The organism is Streptomyces sp. JLYT201, from assembly GCF_059448825.1.
Window position 1 is genome coordinate 9,036,122 of the sequence record NZ_CM182551.1, and the last position, 19,020, is coordinate 9,055,141.

Here is a 19,020-nt window from a genome sequence, read left to right on the forward strand (position 1 = left end):
AGCCCCGACCACGACAGCAGTACGCAGCCCCGCCCACGACGGCAGCTCGACTCGACCACGGCAGCAGTACGCGACTCCGAGCACGACGGCAGCACTCGACTCCGACCACCACGGCAGAACGGACGACGCACATGACACCCACCGACGGCAGCGACCTCTGGCTCCGCCGGTTCCACCCCGCACCGGACGCCCCGGCCCGGCTCGTCTGCTTCCCGCACGCGGGCGGCTCGGCGAGCTTCTACCACCCCGTCTCGGCCGCGCTCGCGAGCGGCGGCGACGTGGTGGCCCTCCAGTACCCGGGCCGCCAGGACCGGCGCAACGAACCGAACGTGGACGACATCGGCGTACTGGCGGACCGGATGGCGCCCGTGGTGGCACCGCTGTTCGACCGGCCCGTGGTGTTCTTCGGCCACAGCATGGGCGCGATCCTCGCGTTCGAGGTCGCCCGCAGGCTGGAGGAGGACGGGCACACGCTCGCGATGCTGTTCGCCTCCGGCCGGCGGGCACCGTCGACGCGGCGCGTGGAGAACGTCCACCAGCGGGACGACGACGGGCTCCTGGCCGATGTGAAGGCCCTGAGCGGCACCGACGTGAAGGTGCTCGGCGACGAGGAACTGCTGCGCATGGTGCTGCCCGCCATCCGCAGCGACTACCGGGCCATCGAGACGTACGGCCCGGTGGACGCGGTGCTCGGCTGCCCGATCACCGCCCTGGTGGGCGACGACGACCCGAAGTCGACGGTCGGGGAAGCCGACGCGTGGCGCGCCCACACCACGGCCGCGTTCCGGCTGCGGGAGTTCCGCGGCGGCCACTTCTACCTCAGCTCGCGCGCGCCGGAGGTGATCGCGGTGGTGGGCGAGGCGCTGCGCGGGGCCGTGGCCGTCGGCTAGCGGAGCGGGGGAACGGGAGCGGGGGCCGGACGAGCGAGTCGTCCGGCCCCCGTTCGGCCTCGGGCGCGGACCGGGGCCTCAGATGTAGCCCGCGCGCAGCGCGTAGGCCACCGCGTGGGTCCGGTTGCGCAGCCCCAGTCGCGAGGTCAGATTCTGCAGGTCGTTCTTCACGGTCCGCTCGGAGTACGCGAGTTCGGCGGCGACCTCGGCGGTGTCGAGGCCGTCCGCCACCAGGCGGAGGATGTCGACCTCCCGCGGTGTCATCTCCGCCGGGGTGAGGTGCGCGGGGCCCTGCGCGGTGCTCTGGAGCCGTCCCATCTGGGCGATGAGCCTGCCTAACAGATCGGGCGGCAAGTGACCGTGGCCGCGGTGGGCCGCGAGGACCGCCCGCAGCAGCCGCGCCGGTGTGGCCTCCCGCCGCCGCACGATCGAGGTGACACCGCAGCCCGCGACGTCCAGCACGTCCGCCCCGCGCATCCGGTCCACCACCAGGACCACCCGGGCGCTCTGCGCGTGCACGAGTCTGCGCAGACTCACCAGCGTCGCTTCGTCCACGGCGCCGACGACGAGCAGGGCGACGTGGCCCCGGTCGTGCTGCGTGCCGTCCGTCAACGCGATCTCCGTGCACTGCCGGAGCTGGCTCACCACCCCGGCCTGGGAGATCGGGTCCGACGCGTGCACGGTGACCAGCACCGGCCGTGTCATGGGAACGCTCTCAACGGGTGGCTGCATGGGCTAGAGCACCTCCAGGTTCCACGGTGGTCCAGAGGTGCGACGGTGGCGGGAGCCACCTGCGTCCACCGCTCGCTCCTCCGCTGTCAGGTAAGCAGCTGCCGCGTTCGCGCACCAAGCGGCGCCACGTGGTGTCGCCCACCAGGTTGGAGCCCGCCGCTCACGTCCGGCTGATGTTCCGCTGACGCCCCTGGCACCACGATGTGAGCGCGTCGACGATGCGGCCCCCTGTTCGAAGGCGAGGGTGGGTGCGGACGTCCCGCCGGGCCGGGGGCAAGTGGCTTTGCGTCACCTCGCGAAGACGGTGGGTATAGACCAGCGGTCTCGATGGGCGTCGCGAGGCACACTCGGCAACTGTGCGCAGCACATGCCAGAGGCGGGTTTCGGCCTCCCGGACGAGGGCCCCGAATGCCGCGGAGCCCGGTGTTTCAGCGGCGGGTGAGTGCGCGCGGTGGCGTGTGGAACGCGGGGCGCTGGCTTGTTTGTCGCATCGCATTGCCGAGAGGCGTCAAAAGCACGCTGTGGCCGGATCTGAAAGGCACCCTTTCGACGCCGTGGCCCCGGTGTTAAAGTCGCTGCCTCAAACGTTAATCGCGATCCTGTGAAACCAGCCCCCGTCGGGGCGGCCCTCGATTTCTTGGTAAGGGCTTTCAACCCGCCCGTCTCCAAAGTGGTTCGTTTCTCAAATTTTGAAGATCAAGCCACTTGATGGTGGCGTGTGCCTTATTTCTTGGGTGTTGTGGATTTCCTCCCCCGGGTCTGCGAGGGTCATGGCGACGGAGGAAGTCGGTGCTGATTTCGTGCGGCACCTGCGGCAAGAGATGTTCAAAGCGCAACAGGAGTGAGCATGGCTCTGGGGTACTTATTCGGTGGCGGTGTGGGTTCCGAACCGCAGGGGATCGAGCTGTATGAGTCGTCAGCTCCTGTGCGGACGTTGTACGAAGAGATATCCGAGTGGACCGGACTGACCCCCGAGCAGATCCTGCGCGCGGAACTGCCCGAGGGGCGCGAGCGGCGGCAGAGCGCGGGGACGATCCGCGAAGCGGCGCTCGCCGTCGCCGTGCACGATCTGCTCGCGGCGGCCGGACTGCGCCCGGACGTGGTCGGAGGCCTGAGCCTGGGAGCCATGACGGCCAGCTGCCTGGCCGGGGGCCTGGACCGCAGGTCCCTGTTCACGATGCTGGCCCGGACGGCGAACGCCCCAGGTCCACGTCCCTCGGACCCCGAAGAGGGCATGGCTCTCGCCTTCGTGCCCACCGAGGACGCGGAGTCCGCGCGGCCCTGGCACGGGCGCGCCCACCTCCACCTCGCCGGTGACTTCGGCCCCGTCGCCGACGGGTCGCAGCGCATCATGATGCTCGCCGGGCACCGCACGGCCATCGAGGAACTGGCCGCCGACGCTCCGCCCGGCACGATCGTGCCGCTGCCCGACCGCGCCATCGGCGTGCACTCCCCGCTGCGCCGGCCGTTCCGCGACTTCATCGCGCCCTATCTGGCGGAGCTGCCGTTCACCGCCCCCAGAATTCCCCTGCTCTCCTGTCTGGAGCGCCGGGAGCTGAGAACAGCGGACGACGTGCGGCACATGTTCGAGCGGAATTCCACGGACCCGATCAGCCTCGTCGACGTCTACGAGGGTATGCGGGAGCGCGATGTGCGCCTGGGCATCGTAGTGGGCCCGTCCATTCCTGAAGGCATCCTCGCCTTCCCGTTCCCTGTCGTTCACGTGGATTCAACGGAGCACATTCGACTCGCCGTCAGCCAGGCCTACGACTTGGGGATCGACTTCTCCTTCGCCGACTCCGGCATGCAGGGAGTCTGATATGTGGACGGCCGTACAAGGAGGCGTGCGGGAACAACCGTGCGAAGTCGACCCCGACTTAGTCGTCCAGGAGTGGCTCGGCATCGACATGGACGAATGGACCCGCAGGGTCGTCCGGCGAACCTTCCACCCCGACCACGGCAGCCCGTACTGGCTGCGCCGCCGTGAGCGGCTCGACTTCGAGCCGCTCGACATCACGCGCTACGCGGACCTCACGGCCTTCGGCCCCTTCCCGCTGGCGGAACTGCGCACCCTGGACCCCGCGGACCTCGTGCCGCGGTCCGTGCCCCGGCCGCTCGCCGGGCGCGTCTGGGACACCGGCGGCACCACCGGCACACCCTGCCGCGTCTTCTACACCCCCGCCATGATCCGCCACCGCGCGCTCTGGCGCCGCTGGTCCTTCGTCCACGAAGGCTTCGCGCCCGGCCGCGCCTGGCTCCAGGCGACACCCACCGGGCCGCACCTCATCGGGCACGGCGTCTGGGAGGTCGCCGACCTGTACGCGGGCCGGGTGTACGCCATCGACATGGACCCCCGCTGGGTGAAACGCCTCATCCGCGAAGGCCGCATGGCCGACGTCCAGCAGTACACCGACCACCTCCTCGACCAGGTCGTGGACGCCCTGGACCAAGGCGCCGTCGACTACGTGAACACCACCCCCGCACTCTTCGCGGCCCTGTGCCGGCGCGCCCCTGAGCGCGTCGGCGCCCTCGCCGGAGTGCGTCTGAGCGGCACCCAGATCAACACCGCCATGTACCGCGACTTCCGCACCGCCCTCAACGGCGGCCTCTGCGGCATCAGTTACGGCAACACCCTCGGCAACGCCGCCTGCCTCGGCGTGCCGGACGACGGCGGCACGATCCCGTACATGCCGAACTACCCGCAGGTGACGATGGCCGTCGTGCGCAAGGACGACTGGCGGGCCGTCGTCGCACCCGGTGCGGGCGGACAGGTCCGCCTGACCGTCCTGCACGACGACCTCTTCCTGCCGAACGTCCTGGAACGCGACCAGGCCGTCCGGCACATCGACAGCCAGTGGCCCTGCGACGGCGTCGCCGACGTCCGTCCGCTCCAGGTCACCAACTCCGCCCCCGAGGGCCTGTACTGACGCAGCGCCCCGACCGACCCCCACCCCGTCACCCCGCCCGGGTCCACTGAGGTGCCCGCGCGCCGTGCCCGTACCCGCGTGCGGATCCACCGCGCCCCGGCGGGCCCTGCACGGCCGTGCCGCACCGGCGCGCGCCCTCCTTCCCCGTCCCGTACGTCCTGACCCGCCGTCCCTGTCCCGTACGTCCTGAGGAGCCATGGCGTGAACGTGCCCGAGTCCCCTGCCGGGACCCCCCTCCTGTGGACCCTGTCCGCCGCACGGCGGGGCGCCCTGACGGCACAGGCGCGGCGGTTGCGCGACCACCTGCGCGCCCTGCCGGAGTGGAGCCCGGCGGACGTCGGCCTCACCCTCGCCCGCGCCGCGACCGCCACCGGGCATCGCGCCGCCCTGGTGGCGGGTGACCGCGACGCGCTCCTGGAGCGCCTCGACGCCCTCGCCGACGGGCGCGGCGCCCCCGGCCTCACCGAAGGGCCCGCCGGACCCGGCGGCGGCATCGCCTTCGTCTTCCCCGGACAGGGCTCCCAGTGGCCCGCCATGGCCGCACGGCTCCTCGACTCCGCACCCCGGTTCAGAGCGCGCGTGGACGCCTGCGCGCAGGCCCTCGAACCCTTCGTCGACTGGTCCCTCATGGACGTGCTGCGCGCGGCCGACGGCGCGCCCCCGCTGGAGCGGCCCGACGTCGTCCAGCCCGCCCTGTTCGCCGTCGGCGTCGGCCTGGCCGGACTCTGGCGCGACCACGGCGTGGAGCCCACCGCGGTGCTCGGCCACAGCTGCGGCGAGATCTCCGCGGCCGTCGTCGGCGGCGCCCTCTCCCTGGACGACGGCGCCCGAGTCGTCGCCCTGTGGAGCCAGGCCCAGGCGACCCTGTCCGGGCACGGCGACATGGTCTCCGTGATGGCACCCCTCGCCGACGTGGAAGCCCAACTAGGCCACCATGAAGGGAAGTTGGGGGTCGCCGCCGTCAACGGCCCGCGCTCCGTGATCGTGTCCGGCGACACCGACGCCGCCACCGAGCTGACCGCCCGGCTCACCGCCGCGGGCCTGCACGCGCGCCGCATCGCCGTCGGGCTCGCCGCCCACTCCCCGCACATCGACGCCATCGTGCCCCGCCTCCACGCCGACCTCGCCCCCGTCCGGCCGCTCACCGCCCACCTGCCGTACTACTCGGGCCTGACCGGCGACCTCCTCCCCGAACCGGCCCTGGACGCCGCCTACTGGGCCCGCAACCTGCGCCGCACCGTCCGGTTCGACCGGGCCGCGGCCGCCCTGCTCAGGGACGGCCACCACACCCTCCTGGAGATCAGCCCGCACCCGGTCCTCACCACCGCGCTCCAGGCGATCGCCGCCGAGCACGGCGTCACCGCCCACGTCGGCGCCACCCTCCGCCGCGACCACGGCGACCGCACCCAATTCCTCACCGCACTCGCCGAGGCGTACGTCCACGGCGGCGCGACCCCCGGCCCCGAAGCCCTCTACGAAGGGCTCGACGCCCAGCCCACGGACCTCCCCGCGGAACTGCTGGAGGCGGACGACGACACCGGCACCGAGGACCCGCGCACGGCCCTCCGCGACGAACTGGCCCCCCTCACCGCGCCGGGGCAGCGCGAACGGCTGCTGCGTCTGGTGGGCCACGAGGTCGCCGCCGTGCTCGGCGAACCGGGCCCCGTCGACCCCGACGCCACCTTCACCGGCCTCGGCCTGGACTCCGTCACCGCCGTGGAGATCCGCAACCGCGTCGCCACCGCCACGGGCGCCGCGTCGCTGCCCGTGACGGCCGTCTTCGACCATCCGACGCCGCGCGCGCTCGCCGAGGCGCTGCGGGACGAACTCCTCGGCGACACCCTGCAGGAAGCACCCGCCGAGGCGCCCGCGACGGCCGCGTACGAAGACCCCGTGGCGATCGTCGCGATGGGCTGCCGCTTTCCCGGCGGCGCCGACACCCCCGAGCGGCTGTGGCGCCTCCTCGCCGACGGCACCGACGCCGTGACGGACTTCCCCGGCGACCGGGGCTGGAGCACCGCGGGCGCCTGCACGCCCGAGGACACCGGGCCGGGCCGCCACTACCAGCGGGAGGCGGGCTTCCTGCACGACGCCGACCGCTTCGACGCCGAGTTCTTCGGCATCTCGCCCCGTGAGGCGCTCGTCATGGACCCGCAGCAGCGGCTCCTCCTGGAGACCTCCTGGGAGACCCTTGAGCGCGCGGGGCTCGACCCGCACACGCTGCGGGGCAGCCGCACTGCTGTCTACGTCGGCGCGATGACCATGGACTACGGCCCCCGCCTGCACGAGGCGACGGACGGCAACGGCCACCTCCTCACCGGCAACACCGGCAGCGTCGCCTCCGGCCGCATCGCCTACGCCCTCGGCCTGGAGGGTGCCGCGGTCACCGTCGACACGGCCTGCTCCTCCTCCCTGGTGGCCCTGCACCTCGCCGTGCAGGCACTGCGGCGCGGCGAGTGCGCGCTCGCGCTCGCGGGCGGAGCGACGGTGATGCCGACGCCCGGCATGTTCGTGGAGTTCAGCAGCCAGGGCGGCCTGGCCCCCGACGGCCGCTGCAAGGCGTTCTCGGCACAGGCCGACGGCTTCGGCCTCGCCGAGGGCGTCGGCGTACTGCTCCTGGAGCGTCTGTCGGATGCCCGGCGCAACGGTCATCCGGTGCTTGCGGTGGTGCGGGGCAGTGCGGTGAATCAGGACGGTGCGAGCAATGGTCTGACGGCTCCGAACGGTCCTTCGCAGCAGCGGGTGATTCGTGCGGCTCTCGCGGATGCGGGGTTGTCGGCGAAGGACGTGGACGCGGTGGAGGCGCACGGCACGGGCACGCGTCTGGGTGATCCGATCGAGGCGCAGGCGTTGCTGGCGACGTACGGTCAGGGACGTGTGGAGGAGCGGCCGTTGTGGCTGGGCTCCCTCAAGTCCAACATCGGCCACACTCAGGCCGCCGCAGGTGTCGGCGGCGTCATGAAGATGGTCCTGGCGATGCGCCACGGCCTGCTGCCCCGGACCCTCCACCTCACCGAGCCGACACCGTACGTGGACTGGAACGCGGGCGACATCCGCCTCCTCGCCGAACCGACACCCTGGCCCGAGAGCGACCGGCCGCGGCGGGCCGGAGTGTCCGGCTTCGGCATCAGCGGGACGAACGCGCATGTGATCGTGGAGGAGGTGCCGCGGGAGTCTGTGGTCGCGGGGGTTTCCGGGGTGGTTGGGCCGGTGGTGTGGGTGGTGTCGGCGCGGTCGCCGCAGGGGTTGCGGGCGCAGGCGGAGCGGCTTCTTGAGGTGTGCGGCAAGCAGGACGTGCGGGTCGGTGATGTCGCGCTGTCGCTGGCCATGACCCGCTCGCGGTTCGAGAGCAGAGCCGTTGTGGTGGCTGGTGGTCGTGAGCAACTCCGTGCGGGGTTGCGGGCGTTGGTGGTGGGTGAGCCGTTGTCGTGTGTGGTGTCGGGTGGGGTGTCGGTAGGTGGGGGGACGGTGTTTGTGTTCCCGGGGCAGGGGGCGCAGTGGGTGGGGATGGCGCGTGAGCTGTTGGATGAGTCGTCGGTGTTTGCGGGGTTGATGGGGGAGTGCGAGGCGGCGTTGGGGCCGTATGTGGAGTGGTCGTTGGTGGAGGTGGTGCGTTCGGGTGTGGGGCTTGAGCGGGTGGATGTGGTGCAGCCGGTGTTGTTTGCGGTGATGGTGTCGTTGGCGCGGTTGTGGCGGGTGTTTGGTGTGGTGGCGGATGCGGTGGTGGGGCATTCGCAGGGGGAGATCGCGGCGGCGGTGGTGGCGGGTGGGTTGTCTCTTGCGGATGGTGCGCGGGTGGTGGCGTTGCGGAGCCGGGCGATTGTGGGGCTTGCGGGCAGTGGCGGGATGGTGTCACTCGCTCTGTCTTCGGATGAGGTGGCGGAGCGGCTGGCTGTGTGGGGTGGCCGGTTATCGGTCGCGGCTGTCAATGGTCCCTCTGCGGTGGTGGTGTCGGGTGATATCGATGCTCTGGATGAGTTGGTGGAGGGTTGTGAGGCGCAGGGGGTGCGGGCGCGTCGTATCGACGTGGACTATGCCTCGCACTCGGCTCATGTGGAGCGCATCGAGACAGAGCTCCTGGAGGCCTTGAAGGGGATCTCACCGTCCTCGTCAGAGGTGCCGCTGTTCTCCACGGTGACGGGTGAGTGGCTGGACACGTCGGTGATGGATGCCGGGTACTGGTACGCCAACCTCCGTCGCACGGTGGCCTTCGAGCCCGCTATCCGTGCCCTGGCGGAGGAGGGTTTCGGTGCGTATGTGGAGGTCAGTCCGCATCCGGTGTTGACGATGGCGGTCGAGGCGACCTTGGAGTCGGCCGAGAGCACCGCGGTGGTGCTGGGCACCCTGCGCCGGGACGAGGGTGGCTTGGAGCGCATGCTCCTTGCGCTCGGGCAGGCGCATGTGCAGGGGTTGCCCGTGGACTGGTCGCCGCTGTTCGAGGGCACCGGTGCCACCCGCGTCGAGCTGCCCACCTACCCCTTCCAGCGCGAACGCTACTGGCTGGGCCCTCAGGAAAGTGCGGCCCCGGCGCCCGACACGGACGGCCTCTGGGAAGCCCTCGTACGCGAGGAGCCCGCCCGGCTCGCGGAGACGTTGAAGGTGACCCCGCAGGCCCTGGACGAGGTGTTGCCCGCGCTCTCGGCGTGGCGTGCCGAGCGTGCGCGGGAGCGGAGCGTCGACGCGTGGCGCCACCGTGTCGCGTGGCAGCCGCTCGAACTGCCGCCCGGCTCGGTGCCCGAGGGGCGGTGGCTCGCGGTGTGCCCCGAAGCCGTGTGCCCCGAAGCCGTGCGCCCCGAAGGTGTGCGTCCCGAAGCCGTGCTCCCCGAAGAGGCCGCCTACGCGGAAGGAGCGGCAGCCTCCGAAGCAGGGGCCGCCGACGCCGTCGTGCGCGGGCTCCGCGCGCTCGGGCTCGACCTCGCCGTGGTCACCGCCCAAGGGCCCGGGGAGGACCGCGCGGGGCTGGCCGCCGCGCTCGCGGACGCCGTGGCGGAGCGGCCCGTCGCCGGAGTCCTGTCTCTGCTCGCGGACGAGCACCGCCCGCACCCCGACCATGCCGACCTGCCCGGCGGGCTCGCCCTGACCCTCGCGCTCGTGCAGGCCCTCGGCGACACCGGGATCGACGCGCCGCTGTGGTGCGTGACCCGGGGCGCGGCCGTGGTCGGCGCGGGGGAGCGCCCTGGGCCGTCCGTCCACGCGGCCGTCGCCGGTCTCGGCCGGTGCGTCGCCCTCGAACACCCCGACCGCTGGGGCGGGTCGGCCGACCTGCCCGCCGAGCCGGACGAGCGGGCCCTGCTACGGCTGTGCGCGGTCCTGGCATCGGTGACCGACGAGGACCAGGTCGCGGTCCGCTCGACCGGGGTGCTCGGCCGTCGGCTGGTGCCCGCGCCCGTCACGCGCGGCGGCACCCCCGCCGTCGAGGAGGGCTTCGGGACCGGCACCGTACTGATCACCGGAGGCACCGGAGGCGTCGGCGCCCATGTGGCGCGCTGGCTGGCCGCACAGGGCGCCGGACAGCTGCTGCTCGTCAGCAGGCGCGGGCCGCGGGCGCCCGGGGCCGCCGCACTGCGGGCCGAACTGGCCGACGCGGGCGCCGCGGTGACGGTCGCGGCGTGCGACGTCGCGGACCCCGGCCAGGTGGCGGCGCTGCTCGACGCGCTGCCGCGGGACCGCCCGCTGACCGCGGTCGTGCACGCGGCGGGCGTCCTCGACGACGGCACGGTCGACGCCCTCACCCCGGCGCGGCTCGCCGTGTCGCTGCGCGCCAAGACGACCGCCGCCCGCGTCCTGCACGAGGCGACCGCGGGCCTGGACCTCTCCGCCTTCGTCGTCTTCACCTCCGTCATGGGCGTCGTCGGCAACGCCGGGCAGGGCAACTACGCGGCGGCGAACGCGGCGTTGGAGTCCCTCGTCGCCGCCCGGCGCGCCGCCGGACTGCCCGGCACGGCCCTCGCCTGGGGCGCCTGGGCCGCGGGCGAGGGCATGCTCGACGACGACGTCGCCGGACGCCTGCGCGACCGGGGCCTGCCCTCCATGGACCCCGCGGCGGCCGTGACGGCCATCGGCCGCGCCCTCGCCGAGGGCGACGGGCACGTGGTCGTCGCCGACGCGGACTGGCGGCGCTTCGCCGCCGCCACGGGGCCGCGTGCGACCGCGCTGCTCGCCGCGTACACCGGCCGGGACGGCGACGGCGGCGAGCGCGCGCCCGGCTCACCGGAAGGGACGCTGCGCGACCGGCTCGCCGCCGTGCCCGCCGCGGAGCGCGAGAGGTTCGTCACCGACCTCGTCCGTACGCATGCCGCGGCGGTCCTGCGGCACCCCACCCCCGACGCCGTACGGCCCGAACGGGCCTTCAACGACATGGGGTTCGACTCCCTCACGGCGGTCGAGCTGCGCAACCGCCTGGCGGCCGCCACCGGTGTGCGCCTGCCCGCCACCGTGCTCTTCGACCGGCCGACGCCGGCGGTCCTCGCCGCCCACCTCCTGGGCGAACTCGGCGAGGCGGACGCGGGAAGCGGGGCCGACGGCGCCCGGGAGCCGGGCTCCGCGCCGTCCGCGTACGACGCGGAGCCCATCGCGGTCGTCGGCATGGGCTGCCGGTTCCCCGGCGGTGTCGAGCGCCCCGCCGATCTGTGGCGGCTGCTCGCCGAGGGCCGGGACGCGGTCACGGACTGGCCCGCGGACCGGGGCTGGGACGCCGCCGGGCTCTACGACCCGGACCCGGACCGGGCGGGCACCACCTACTGCACGCGGGGCGCGTTCGTCACGGACGCCGCCGGGTTCGACGCCGAGTTCTTCGGGATCTCGCCGCGCGAGGCCCTCGCCATGGACCCGCAGCAGCGCCTCCTCCTGGAGACCTCCTGGGAGGCCCTGGAGCGCGCGGGACAGGACCCCGAGGCGCTCCGGGGCCGCCGCGTCGGCGTGTTCGTGGGCACCAACGGGCAGGACTACATGGCCCTCGCCGGAGCCGACCCCGAGGTGTCCGAGGGCCACCTCCTCACAGGGAACACGGCCAGCGTGCTGTCCGGCCGCGTCGCCTACGTCCTCGGCCTCGAAGGCCCCGCCCTCACCGTGGACACGGCCTGCTCCTCGTCGCTCGTCGCCGTGCACCTCGCCGCGCAGGCGCTGCGGCGCGGCGACTGCGACCAGGCCTTCGCGGGCGGCGTCACGGTGATGAGCACGCCCCGGCTCTTCGTCGAGTTCAGCCGTCAGCGCGGCCTCGCCCGCGACGGCCGCTGCAAGGCCTTCGGGGCGGGCGCCGACGGCACCTCCTGGGGCGAGGGCGCCGGAGTCCTGCTCCTGGAACGCCTCTCCGACGCCCGCCGCAACGGCCACCCCGTCCACGCCGTGCTGCGCGGCTCCGCCGTCAACCAGGACGGCGCCAGCAACGGCCTGACCGCCCCGAACGGCCCCGCCCAGCAGGACGTCATCCGGGCCGCGCTCGCCGACGCGGGGCTCCGCGCCGACCAGGTGGACGCCGTGGAGGCACACGGCACAGGCACCGTGCTCGGCGACCCGATCGAGGCCCAGGCGCTCCAGGCCGTCCACGCGGGGCGGCCCGCCGAACGGCCGCTGTGGCTCGGCTCGGTCAAGTCCAACATCGGGCACACCCAGGCCGCCGCCGGAGTGGCCGGGCTGATGAAGATGGTGCTCGCCCTCCAGGCCGGGGAACTGCCCGGCACGCTCCATGCCGAGGAGCCCAACCCGCACGTCGACTGGGCCACGGGCGACGTGCGCCTCCTGACCGGGCGCACCCCGTGGCCGGAGACGGGCGAGCCGCGCCGGGCCGGGGTCTCCTCGTTCGGCATCAGCGGCACCAACGCCCACGTGATCGTGGAACAGGCACCGCCCGCCGACACCCCGGAGGCGGCGGGCACGCCGGACGTCCCCGCCGCCCAAGCCTCCCGCGCCGACCTGCCCGGCCCCGCCGCCGAAGCCTCCCGCCCGGAGCCGCCCGGCCCCGGCGCCGAAGCCTCGCCCTCCGACGCCTCCCGCACCGGAATCGCCGTCCCGCTGCTCCTTTCCGCCCGTACGCCGGACGCCCTGCGCGCGCAGGGCGCACAGCTGCGTACGTATCTCGGCGGCCACCAGACGGGCCACCGGCCGCCGGACGACGGGCCCGCCCCCGGCGCCCTCGCCGACACGGCCCACGCCCTCGCCACCCGGCGCGCCGCGCTCGACCACCGCGCCGCCGTCCTCGGCCGGGACCCCGACGCCGTGCTCGCCGCCCTCGCCGCGCTGGCCGAGGGGAACTCCTCCGGGCGCCTCGTCACCGGTCACGCGGGCGCGGCAGGGCGCACGGCCTTCCTCTTCCCGGGGCAGGGCAGCCAGCGGGCGGGCGCGGGCGCCGAGCTGTACCGGTGCGAACCGGTCTTCGCCGACGCGCTCGACGCCGTCCTCACGCACCTGGCCCCCCACCTCTCGCCGGATCTGGAACGGCCGCTGCGCGACGTCATGTTCGCCGCGCCCGGCACCGACGCGGCGGCGCTCCTCGACCGCACCGGCTGCACCCAGCCCGCGCTGTTCGCCCTCCAGGTCGCGCTGTTCCGGCTCACGGAGCACTGGGGCGTACGGCCCGACCTGCTGCTCGGCCACTCCATCGGCGAACTCGCCGCCGCGCACGTGGCCGGGGTCCTCGACCTGCCCGACGCCTGCGCCCTGGTCGCCGCGCGCGGCCGGCTCATGGACGCGCTGCCCGGCGGCGGCGCCATGGCCGCCGTGGAGGCCGACGAGGACGAGGTGCGCGCCCTGCTCGCCGAAGCCGGGGAGCCGGGCGTCTGCGTCGCGGCCGTCAACGGGCCGCGCGCCACCGTCCTGTCCGGCGACCGCGCCCCCGTGCTGCGCCTGGCCGAGGCCTTCCGGGCGCGCGGCCGCCGCACCAAGGAGCTCGCCGTCAGCCACGCCTTCCACTCGGCGCGCGTGGACGGCATGCTCGACGCCTTCCGGGCCGTGGCCCGGCAGATGACGTACGCGCCGCCGCGCATCCCCGTGATCTCGAACCTCACCGGGGCGCGCGCCACCGCCGACGAACTGTGCGACCCGGAGTACTGGGTGCGGCACGTGCGCGGCACCGTCCGCTTCCTCGACGGCGCCCGCACCCTGCTCGCCGAGTCCGCCACCAGCTGCCTCGAACTCGGCACGGGCGGCGTCCTGTCCGGCCTCGTCGAGGCGTGCGGGACCGACGGCGACGCCTGCCGCGCGGTGCCGCTGCTGCGCGACGGCAGGACCGAGACAGAGGCGTTCACGGGCGCCCTCGCCGCGCTGCACGTGCGGGGCACGGCCGTCGACTGGTCCGTGGGCTGCCCTGACCGGCTGCCCCGCATCGACGACCTGCCCACCTACCCGTTCCGGCACCGCAGGTACTGGCCGACGCCGCGCCCCGCCGAGGCCGTCGACGCGGCGGACGCCCGGACCTACCGCGTGGCCTGGCGCGCCCTGCCCGAACCGGCCGCCACGCCCACGCTCACCGGCACCTGGCTGCTCGTCGTGCCCGAGGCCGCCGCGAGCACGGCGCTCGCCGACGCCTGCCGGACCGCGCTCGCCGAGCACGGCGCCGCCGTGTCCGTCCTCACCGTCCCCCACGGCACGGACCGGGCCGGGCTCGCCGCGCTCGTACCGCCGGGAGCGAGCGGCGTCCTGTCGCTGCTCGCCACCGCTCCCGCCGGTGGCACCGAGGCCACCCTGCTGCTCGTCCAGGCCCTCGGCGACGCGGGCGGTGACGCCCCGCTGTGGTGCGTCACCACCGGCGCCGTCGCCGTGGGCGGCCGGGGCCCGGTCCGCCCCGAGCAGGCCCAGGTGTGGGGGCTCGGCCGGGTCGCGGCGCTCGAACACCCGGGCCGCTGGGGCGGGCTGGCGGACCTGGCGGAGCGGCCCGACGCCGCGTCGCTGCGCCGCCTGTGCGCCCTGCTGTCCGGATCCGTACGGACCGATGGCGGCTGCGCCGAGGACCAGGTCGCCCTCCGCGCGGACGGCCTGTACGGACGCCGCCTCCTGAGGGCCGCGCCGACACCGGCGTACGGCTCTCGTACGGCAGCCGATGACACTCGTACGACAGGAAGCGGCGAGCCCGGGTGGTCCGCACGCGGCACCGTCCTCGTCACCGGCGGCACCGGCGGACTCGGCGCCCACGTGGCGCGGCGGCTCGCCCGCGACGGCGCCGAACACCTCGTCCTGACGAGCCGCCGCGGCCCGGACGCGCCCGGCGCCACCGAACTCGCCGCGGAACTCCAGGCCTTGGGGGCCCGGGTCACCGTGGCGGCCTGCGACGTGGCCGACCGGGACGCGCTCGCGGCGCTCCTCGACCGGCTCGCCGCCGACGGCGACGCCGTACGGGCCGTCTTCCACGCCGCGGGCGTCACCTCCGACACCCGCGTCGCGGACTGCACGCCCGCGCTGCTCGCCGAGGAGACGGCGGCCAAGGTGCGCGGCGCCGACCACCTGGACGGCCTCCTGGGCGAAGGGCCTGACGCGTTCGTGCTGTTCTCGTCGGTCTCCGCCACCTGGGGCAGTGCGGGCCAGGCCACCTACGCCGCCGCCAACGCCCACCTGGACGCCCTCGCCGAGCGGCGCCGCGCCGACGGCCGCGCGGCGGTCTGCGTGGCCTGGGGACCCTGGGCGGGGGCGGGCATGGCGCACGGGGCGACCGGCGCGGGCCTGCGCCGCCTCGGCCTGGTCCCGATGGCGCCTGAAGTGGCGCTCGACGCGCTGTGGCGGGCCCTGGAGGGCGACGACAGCGGCACCGTCGTCGCGGACATGGACTGGCCGCGCTTCGCCCCGGCCTTCCGCTCGGGGCGCGACAGCGCGCTGCTCGCCGAACTCCCCGACGCCGCCGCGGACCCGGACCGGGAACCGGACGACGCGGCGTCCGGCGCCGCGGCCCGCTGGCGCGACCGGCTCGCCGCGCTGCCCCGCGCCGAGCGACCGCGGGCCCTCACCGACCTCGTGCGCGCCGAGGCCGCCGCCGTCCTCGGCCACGACTCGGCGGTCGCCGTCGAAGCCGCCCGGCCCTTCCACGACATCGGCTTCGACTCGCTCACCGCTGTCGAACTGCGCAACCGGCTGGCCGCCGCCACCGGTCTGACCCTGCCCGCGAGCACCGTCTTCGACCATCCCACGGCCACCGCGCTCGGCGGCCATCTGCACGCCGAACTGACCGGCGCCACCCCCGCACCGCAGGACGGGCCCACGCGGCCCGCCACCACCGACGAGCCGTTGGCGGTCGTCGGGATGGCGTGCCGCTTCCCGGGCGGCGTCCGCGGCCCGGAGGACCTGTGGGACCTCGTCGCGGGCGAGCGCGACGCCGTCGGCCCGCTGCCCGCCGACCGGGGCTGGCCGCTGGAGGACCTCTACGACCCGGACCCCGAGCGCGAGGGCACCTTCTACACGACCGGCGGCGGTTTCCTCGACGGCGCCGGGGACTTCGACGCGGACTTCTTCGGCATCTCGCCGCGCGAGGCCCTCGCCATGGACCCGCAGCAGCGCCTCCTCCTGGAGACCGCCTGGGAGGCCCTGGAGCGCGCGGGCATCGACCCGGGCTCGGTCCGCGGCAGCCAGGGCGGCGTCTACCTCGGCGTGGCCGCCCAGGGGTACGGCACCGGGCCGCAGGACCCGGCCGCCGCCGTCGAGGGGCATCTGCTCAGCGGCACGGTCACGAGCGTCGCCTCCGGCCGCATCGCCTACACCCTCGGCACCGAGGGCCCGGCCGTCACCGTCGAGACCGCCTGCTCCTCGTCCCTGGTCGCCCTGCACCTGGCCGGGCAGGCGCTGCGCGCGGGGGAGTGCTCCTTCGCGCTCGTCGGCGGCGCGGCCGTGATGGCGTCGCCCGACGTGTTCGTGGAGTTCAGCCGCCAGCGCGGCCTCGCGCCCGACGGCCGCTGCAAGTCCTTCGCCGCCGCCGCCGACGGCACCGGCTGGGGCGAGGGCGTGGGCATGCTCGTGGTCGAGCGGCTCTCGGAGGCCCGCCGCCGGGGCCACCCCGTGCTCGCCGTGGTCCGGGGCTCGGCGGTCAACCAGGACGGCGCGAGCAACGGCCTGACCGCGCCGAGCGGACCCGCGCAGGAGCGCGTCCTGCGGCGGGCGCTCGCCGCCGCCGGTCTCACCGGAGCCGATGTCGACCTCGTCGAGGCGCACGGCACCGGCACCGTCCTCGGCGACCCCATCGAGGCGCAGTCCCTGATCGCCGTCTACGGCCAGGACCGGCCCACCGAACGGCCGTTGTGGCTCGGCTCGCTCAAGTCCAACATCGGCCACACCCAGGCCGCCGCGGGCGTCGCCGGGGTCATCAAGGCGGTCATGGCCCTGCGCCACGGCCTGCTGCCCCGCACCCTCCACGTGGACACGCCCACCACCGAGGCCGACTGGTCCAAGGGAGCGGTGCGCCTGCTCACCGAGGCCCGCCCGTGGGACGACACCGGCCGCCCCCGCCGCGCGGGCGTGTCCTCCTTCGGCATGAGCGGCACCAACGCCCACGCGGTGCTCGAACAGGCCCCGGACGAGCCGCCGGCGCCGCAGCCCGCCGCCCCGGCCCCCGCCGTCGACCCGATCGCCACGGACACCGTCGCGCTGCCCCTGTCGGCCGCCTCCGCGCCCGCCCTGCGCGCCCAGGCCCGCCGCCTGCGCGAGCACGCCGAAGCCGCCCAGGACCTGCCCCTCGCGGACCTCGCCCACGCGCTCGCCACCACGCGCACCGCGTTCCCGCACCGCGCCGCCGTGACCGGGCGCACCCGGGACGAACTCCTCGCCGCGCTCGCGGCACTGGCCGACGGGGAACCCGCGCCCGGCGCCGCCACCGGCCGCGCCGGAGAGGCCAGGACCGTGTTCGTCTTCCCCGGCCAGGGCTCGCAGTGGCCGGGGATGGCGCGTGAACTCCTGGACGGTTCGCCGGAGTTCGCCGCGCGGCTCGCCGCGTGTGCCGAGGCGCTGGCCCCGCACACGGACTGGTCGTTGCTGGATGTGCTGCGGGAGGTTCCTGAGGCGCCGTCGCTGGAGCGCGTGGACGTGGTGCAGCCGGTGTTGTTCGCGGTGATGGTGTCGCTGGCGGAGGTGTGGCGTTCGTACGGCGTCGAGCCCGTGGCCGTGGTGGGGCACTCCCAGGGCGAGATCGCCGCGGCCTGCGTGGCCGGGGCGCTCACCCTGGAGGACGCCGCCCTGGTCGTCGCCCTGCGCAGCCGGGAGCTGCGGCGGCTCGCCGGCCGCGGCGGCATGGTCTCGCTCGCCGCCCCCGAAGAGCACGTACGGGAACTGCTGCTGCCCTACGACGGGCGGATCGGCGTGGCCGCCGTCAACGGACCGGGGGCCGTCGTCGTCGCGGGCGCGCCCGACGCGCTGACCGGCCTCCAGGCCGACTGCGAGCGGGCGGGCGTACGGGCCCGACGGCTGCCCGTCGACTACGCGGCGCACTCCGCCCAGGTCTCCGACGTGGGCGACGCGCTGCGCACCGCCCTCGCCGGAGTGCGGCCCCGGCCCTCGCGCGTTCCGCTCTACTCCACCGTGACCGGCGACGTCATCGACGGCACCGCCCTCGACGCCTCCTACTGGTACCGCAATCTGCGCGAGCCGGTCGAGTTCGCCCGCACCACCGAGGCCCTGCTCGCCGCGGGCCACGACCTGTTCGTCGAGACGAGCCCGCACCCCGTCCTGACCGCCGCCCTCAGCGGGACCGCCGAGCGCGCGGAGCGGCCCGTCGCCGCCGTCGGCACCCTGCGCCGCGACGACGGCGGCACCGACCGGCTGCTCACCGCGCTCGCCGAGGCCTGGACCCACGGCGCGCCCCTGGACTGGGCCACCGCCCTGCCCCGGCCCGCCCACACCCACGTGCCCCTGCCCACCTACGCCTTCCAGCACGAGCGCTACTGGCTGGCGACACCGGGCCGGACCGCCGCCGCTGCCGTCGCCGCCACCGCACCCGCGCAGGCCCCCGCGCCCGTGCCGAACGGCGACCCCGCGGCCGAACTCGCGGCCCGGCTCGCCCCCTTGACCGGGGCCGACCGGCGCCGCGCCGTCCTCGACCTGGTCACCGCGCACGCCGCCGCCGTGCTCGGCCACTCCGGCGGCGCGGCCGTGGAGGCACGGCGGCCGTTCACCGCCGCGGGGTTCGACTCGATGCTCGCCGTGACGTTCCGCAACCGGCTCGGGGAGGCGACCGGGCTGCGGATCTCGCCCACCGCGGTCTTCGACCACCCCACGCCCGCCGCGCTCGCCGACCACCTGCACGAGCGGCTGTGCGCGGCCTCCGCGCCGGACCGGCCGGACCGCCCCGTCCACGAACACCTGGACGGGCTCGCCGCCGCGCTGGCCGCCACCGGGCCCGACACACCGGGAGCCGACACGATCGGCGCCCGGCTGCGGGACCTGCTGCGCGCCTGGAACGACCGGGTGCCGCAGGACGGTGGCGGTGTCGACGGCGCACCCGCCGTCGACACCGCCACGGCCGACGAACTCTTCGAACTGCTCGACAACAACTACGGGGCCTGAGG

General features: G+C 75.0%; 5 protein-coding genes. 4 read left to right on the forward strand and 1 reads right to left on the reverse strand.

Annotation, left to right across the window (positions count from 1 at the left end):
- Positions 1-131: 131 nt before the first annotated feature.
- Positions 132-890: a thioesterase II family protein gene (locus tag AC5WAM_RS38185; protein ID WP_495520421.1), complete on the forward strand. Its 759-nt coding sequence runs from the start codon at positions 132-134 to the stop codon at positions 888-890.
- Positions 891-968: 78 nt separating this feature from the next.
- Here the strand turns inward: AC5WAM_RS38185 and AC5WAM_RS38190 are convergent, their stop codons facing one another.
- Positions 969-1,595 (reverse strand): helix-turn-helix transcriptional regulator, encoded by a 627-nt coding sequence (locus AC5WAM_RS38190; RefSeq protein WP_495520422.1) that lies wholly within the window; start codon positions 1,593-1,595, stop codon positions 969-971.
- An 874-nt stretch (positions 1,596-2,469) separates the two neighbouring features.
- Between AC5WAM_RS38190 and AC5WAM_RS38195 the strand changes: the two genes are divergently transcribed.
- From AC5WAM_RS38195 to AC5WAM_RS38205, 3 genes are all read left to right on the forward strand, one after another.
- Entirely contained in the window at positions 2,470-3,441 is a 972-nt protein-coding gene (locus AC5WAM_RS38195) for an ACP S-malonyltransferase (protein ID WP_495520423.1), read from the forward strand.
- An 88-nt stretch (positions 3,442-3,529) separates the two neighbouring features.
- Positions 3,530-4,549, forward strand: coding sequence for a class I adenylate-forming enzyme family protein (locus AC5WAM_RS38200; RefSeq protein WP_495523739.1), 1,020 nt, complete (start codon positions 3,530-3,532; stop codon positions 4,547-4,549).
- Between the two features lie 201 nt (positions 4,550-4,750).
- Positions 4,751-19,018: a type I polyketide synthase gene (locus tag AC5WAM_RS38205; protein ID WP_495520424.1), complete on the forward strand. Its 14,268-nt coding sequence runs from the start codon at positions 4,751-4,753 to the stop codon at positions 19,016-19,018.
- Positions 19,019-19,020 lie beyond the last annotated feature (2 nt).

What these genes read in the sequence shown, in the direction of transcription:
- AC5WAM_RS38190 (WP_495520422.1), bottom strand. Translation starts at nt 1,595, where the DNA reads ATGACACGGCCGGTGCTGGTCACCGTGCACGCGTCGGACCCGATCTCC.
- AC5WAM_RS38185 (WP_495520421.1), top strand. Translation starts at nt 132, where the DNA reads ATGACACCCACCGACGGCAGCGACCTCTGGCTCCGCCGGTTCCACCCC.
- AC5WAM_RS38200 (WP_495523739.1), top strand. Translation starts at nt 3,530, where the DNA reads ATGGACGAATGGACCCGCAGGGTCGTCCGGCGAACCTTCCACCCCGAC.
- AC5WAM_RS38195 (WP_495520423.1), top strand. Translation starts at nt 2,470, where the DNA reads ATGGCTCTGGGGTACTTATTCGGTGGCGGTGTGGGTTCCGAACCGCAG.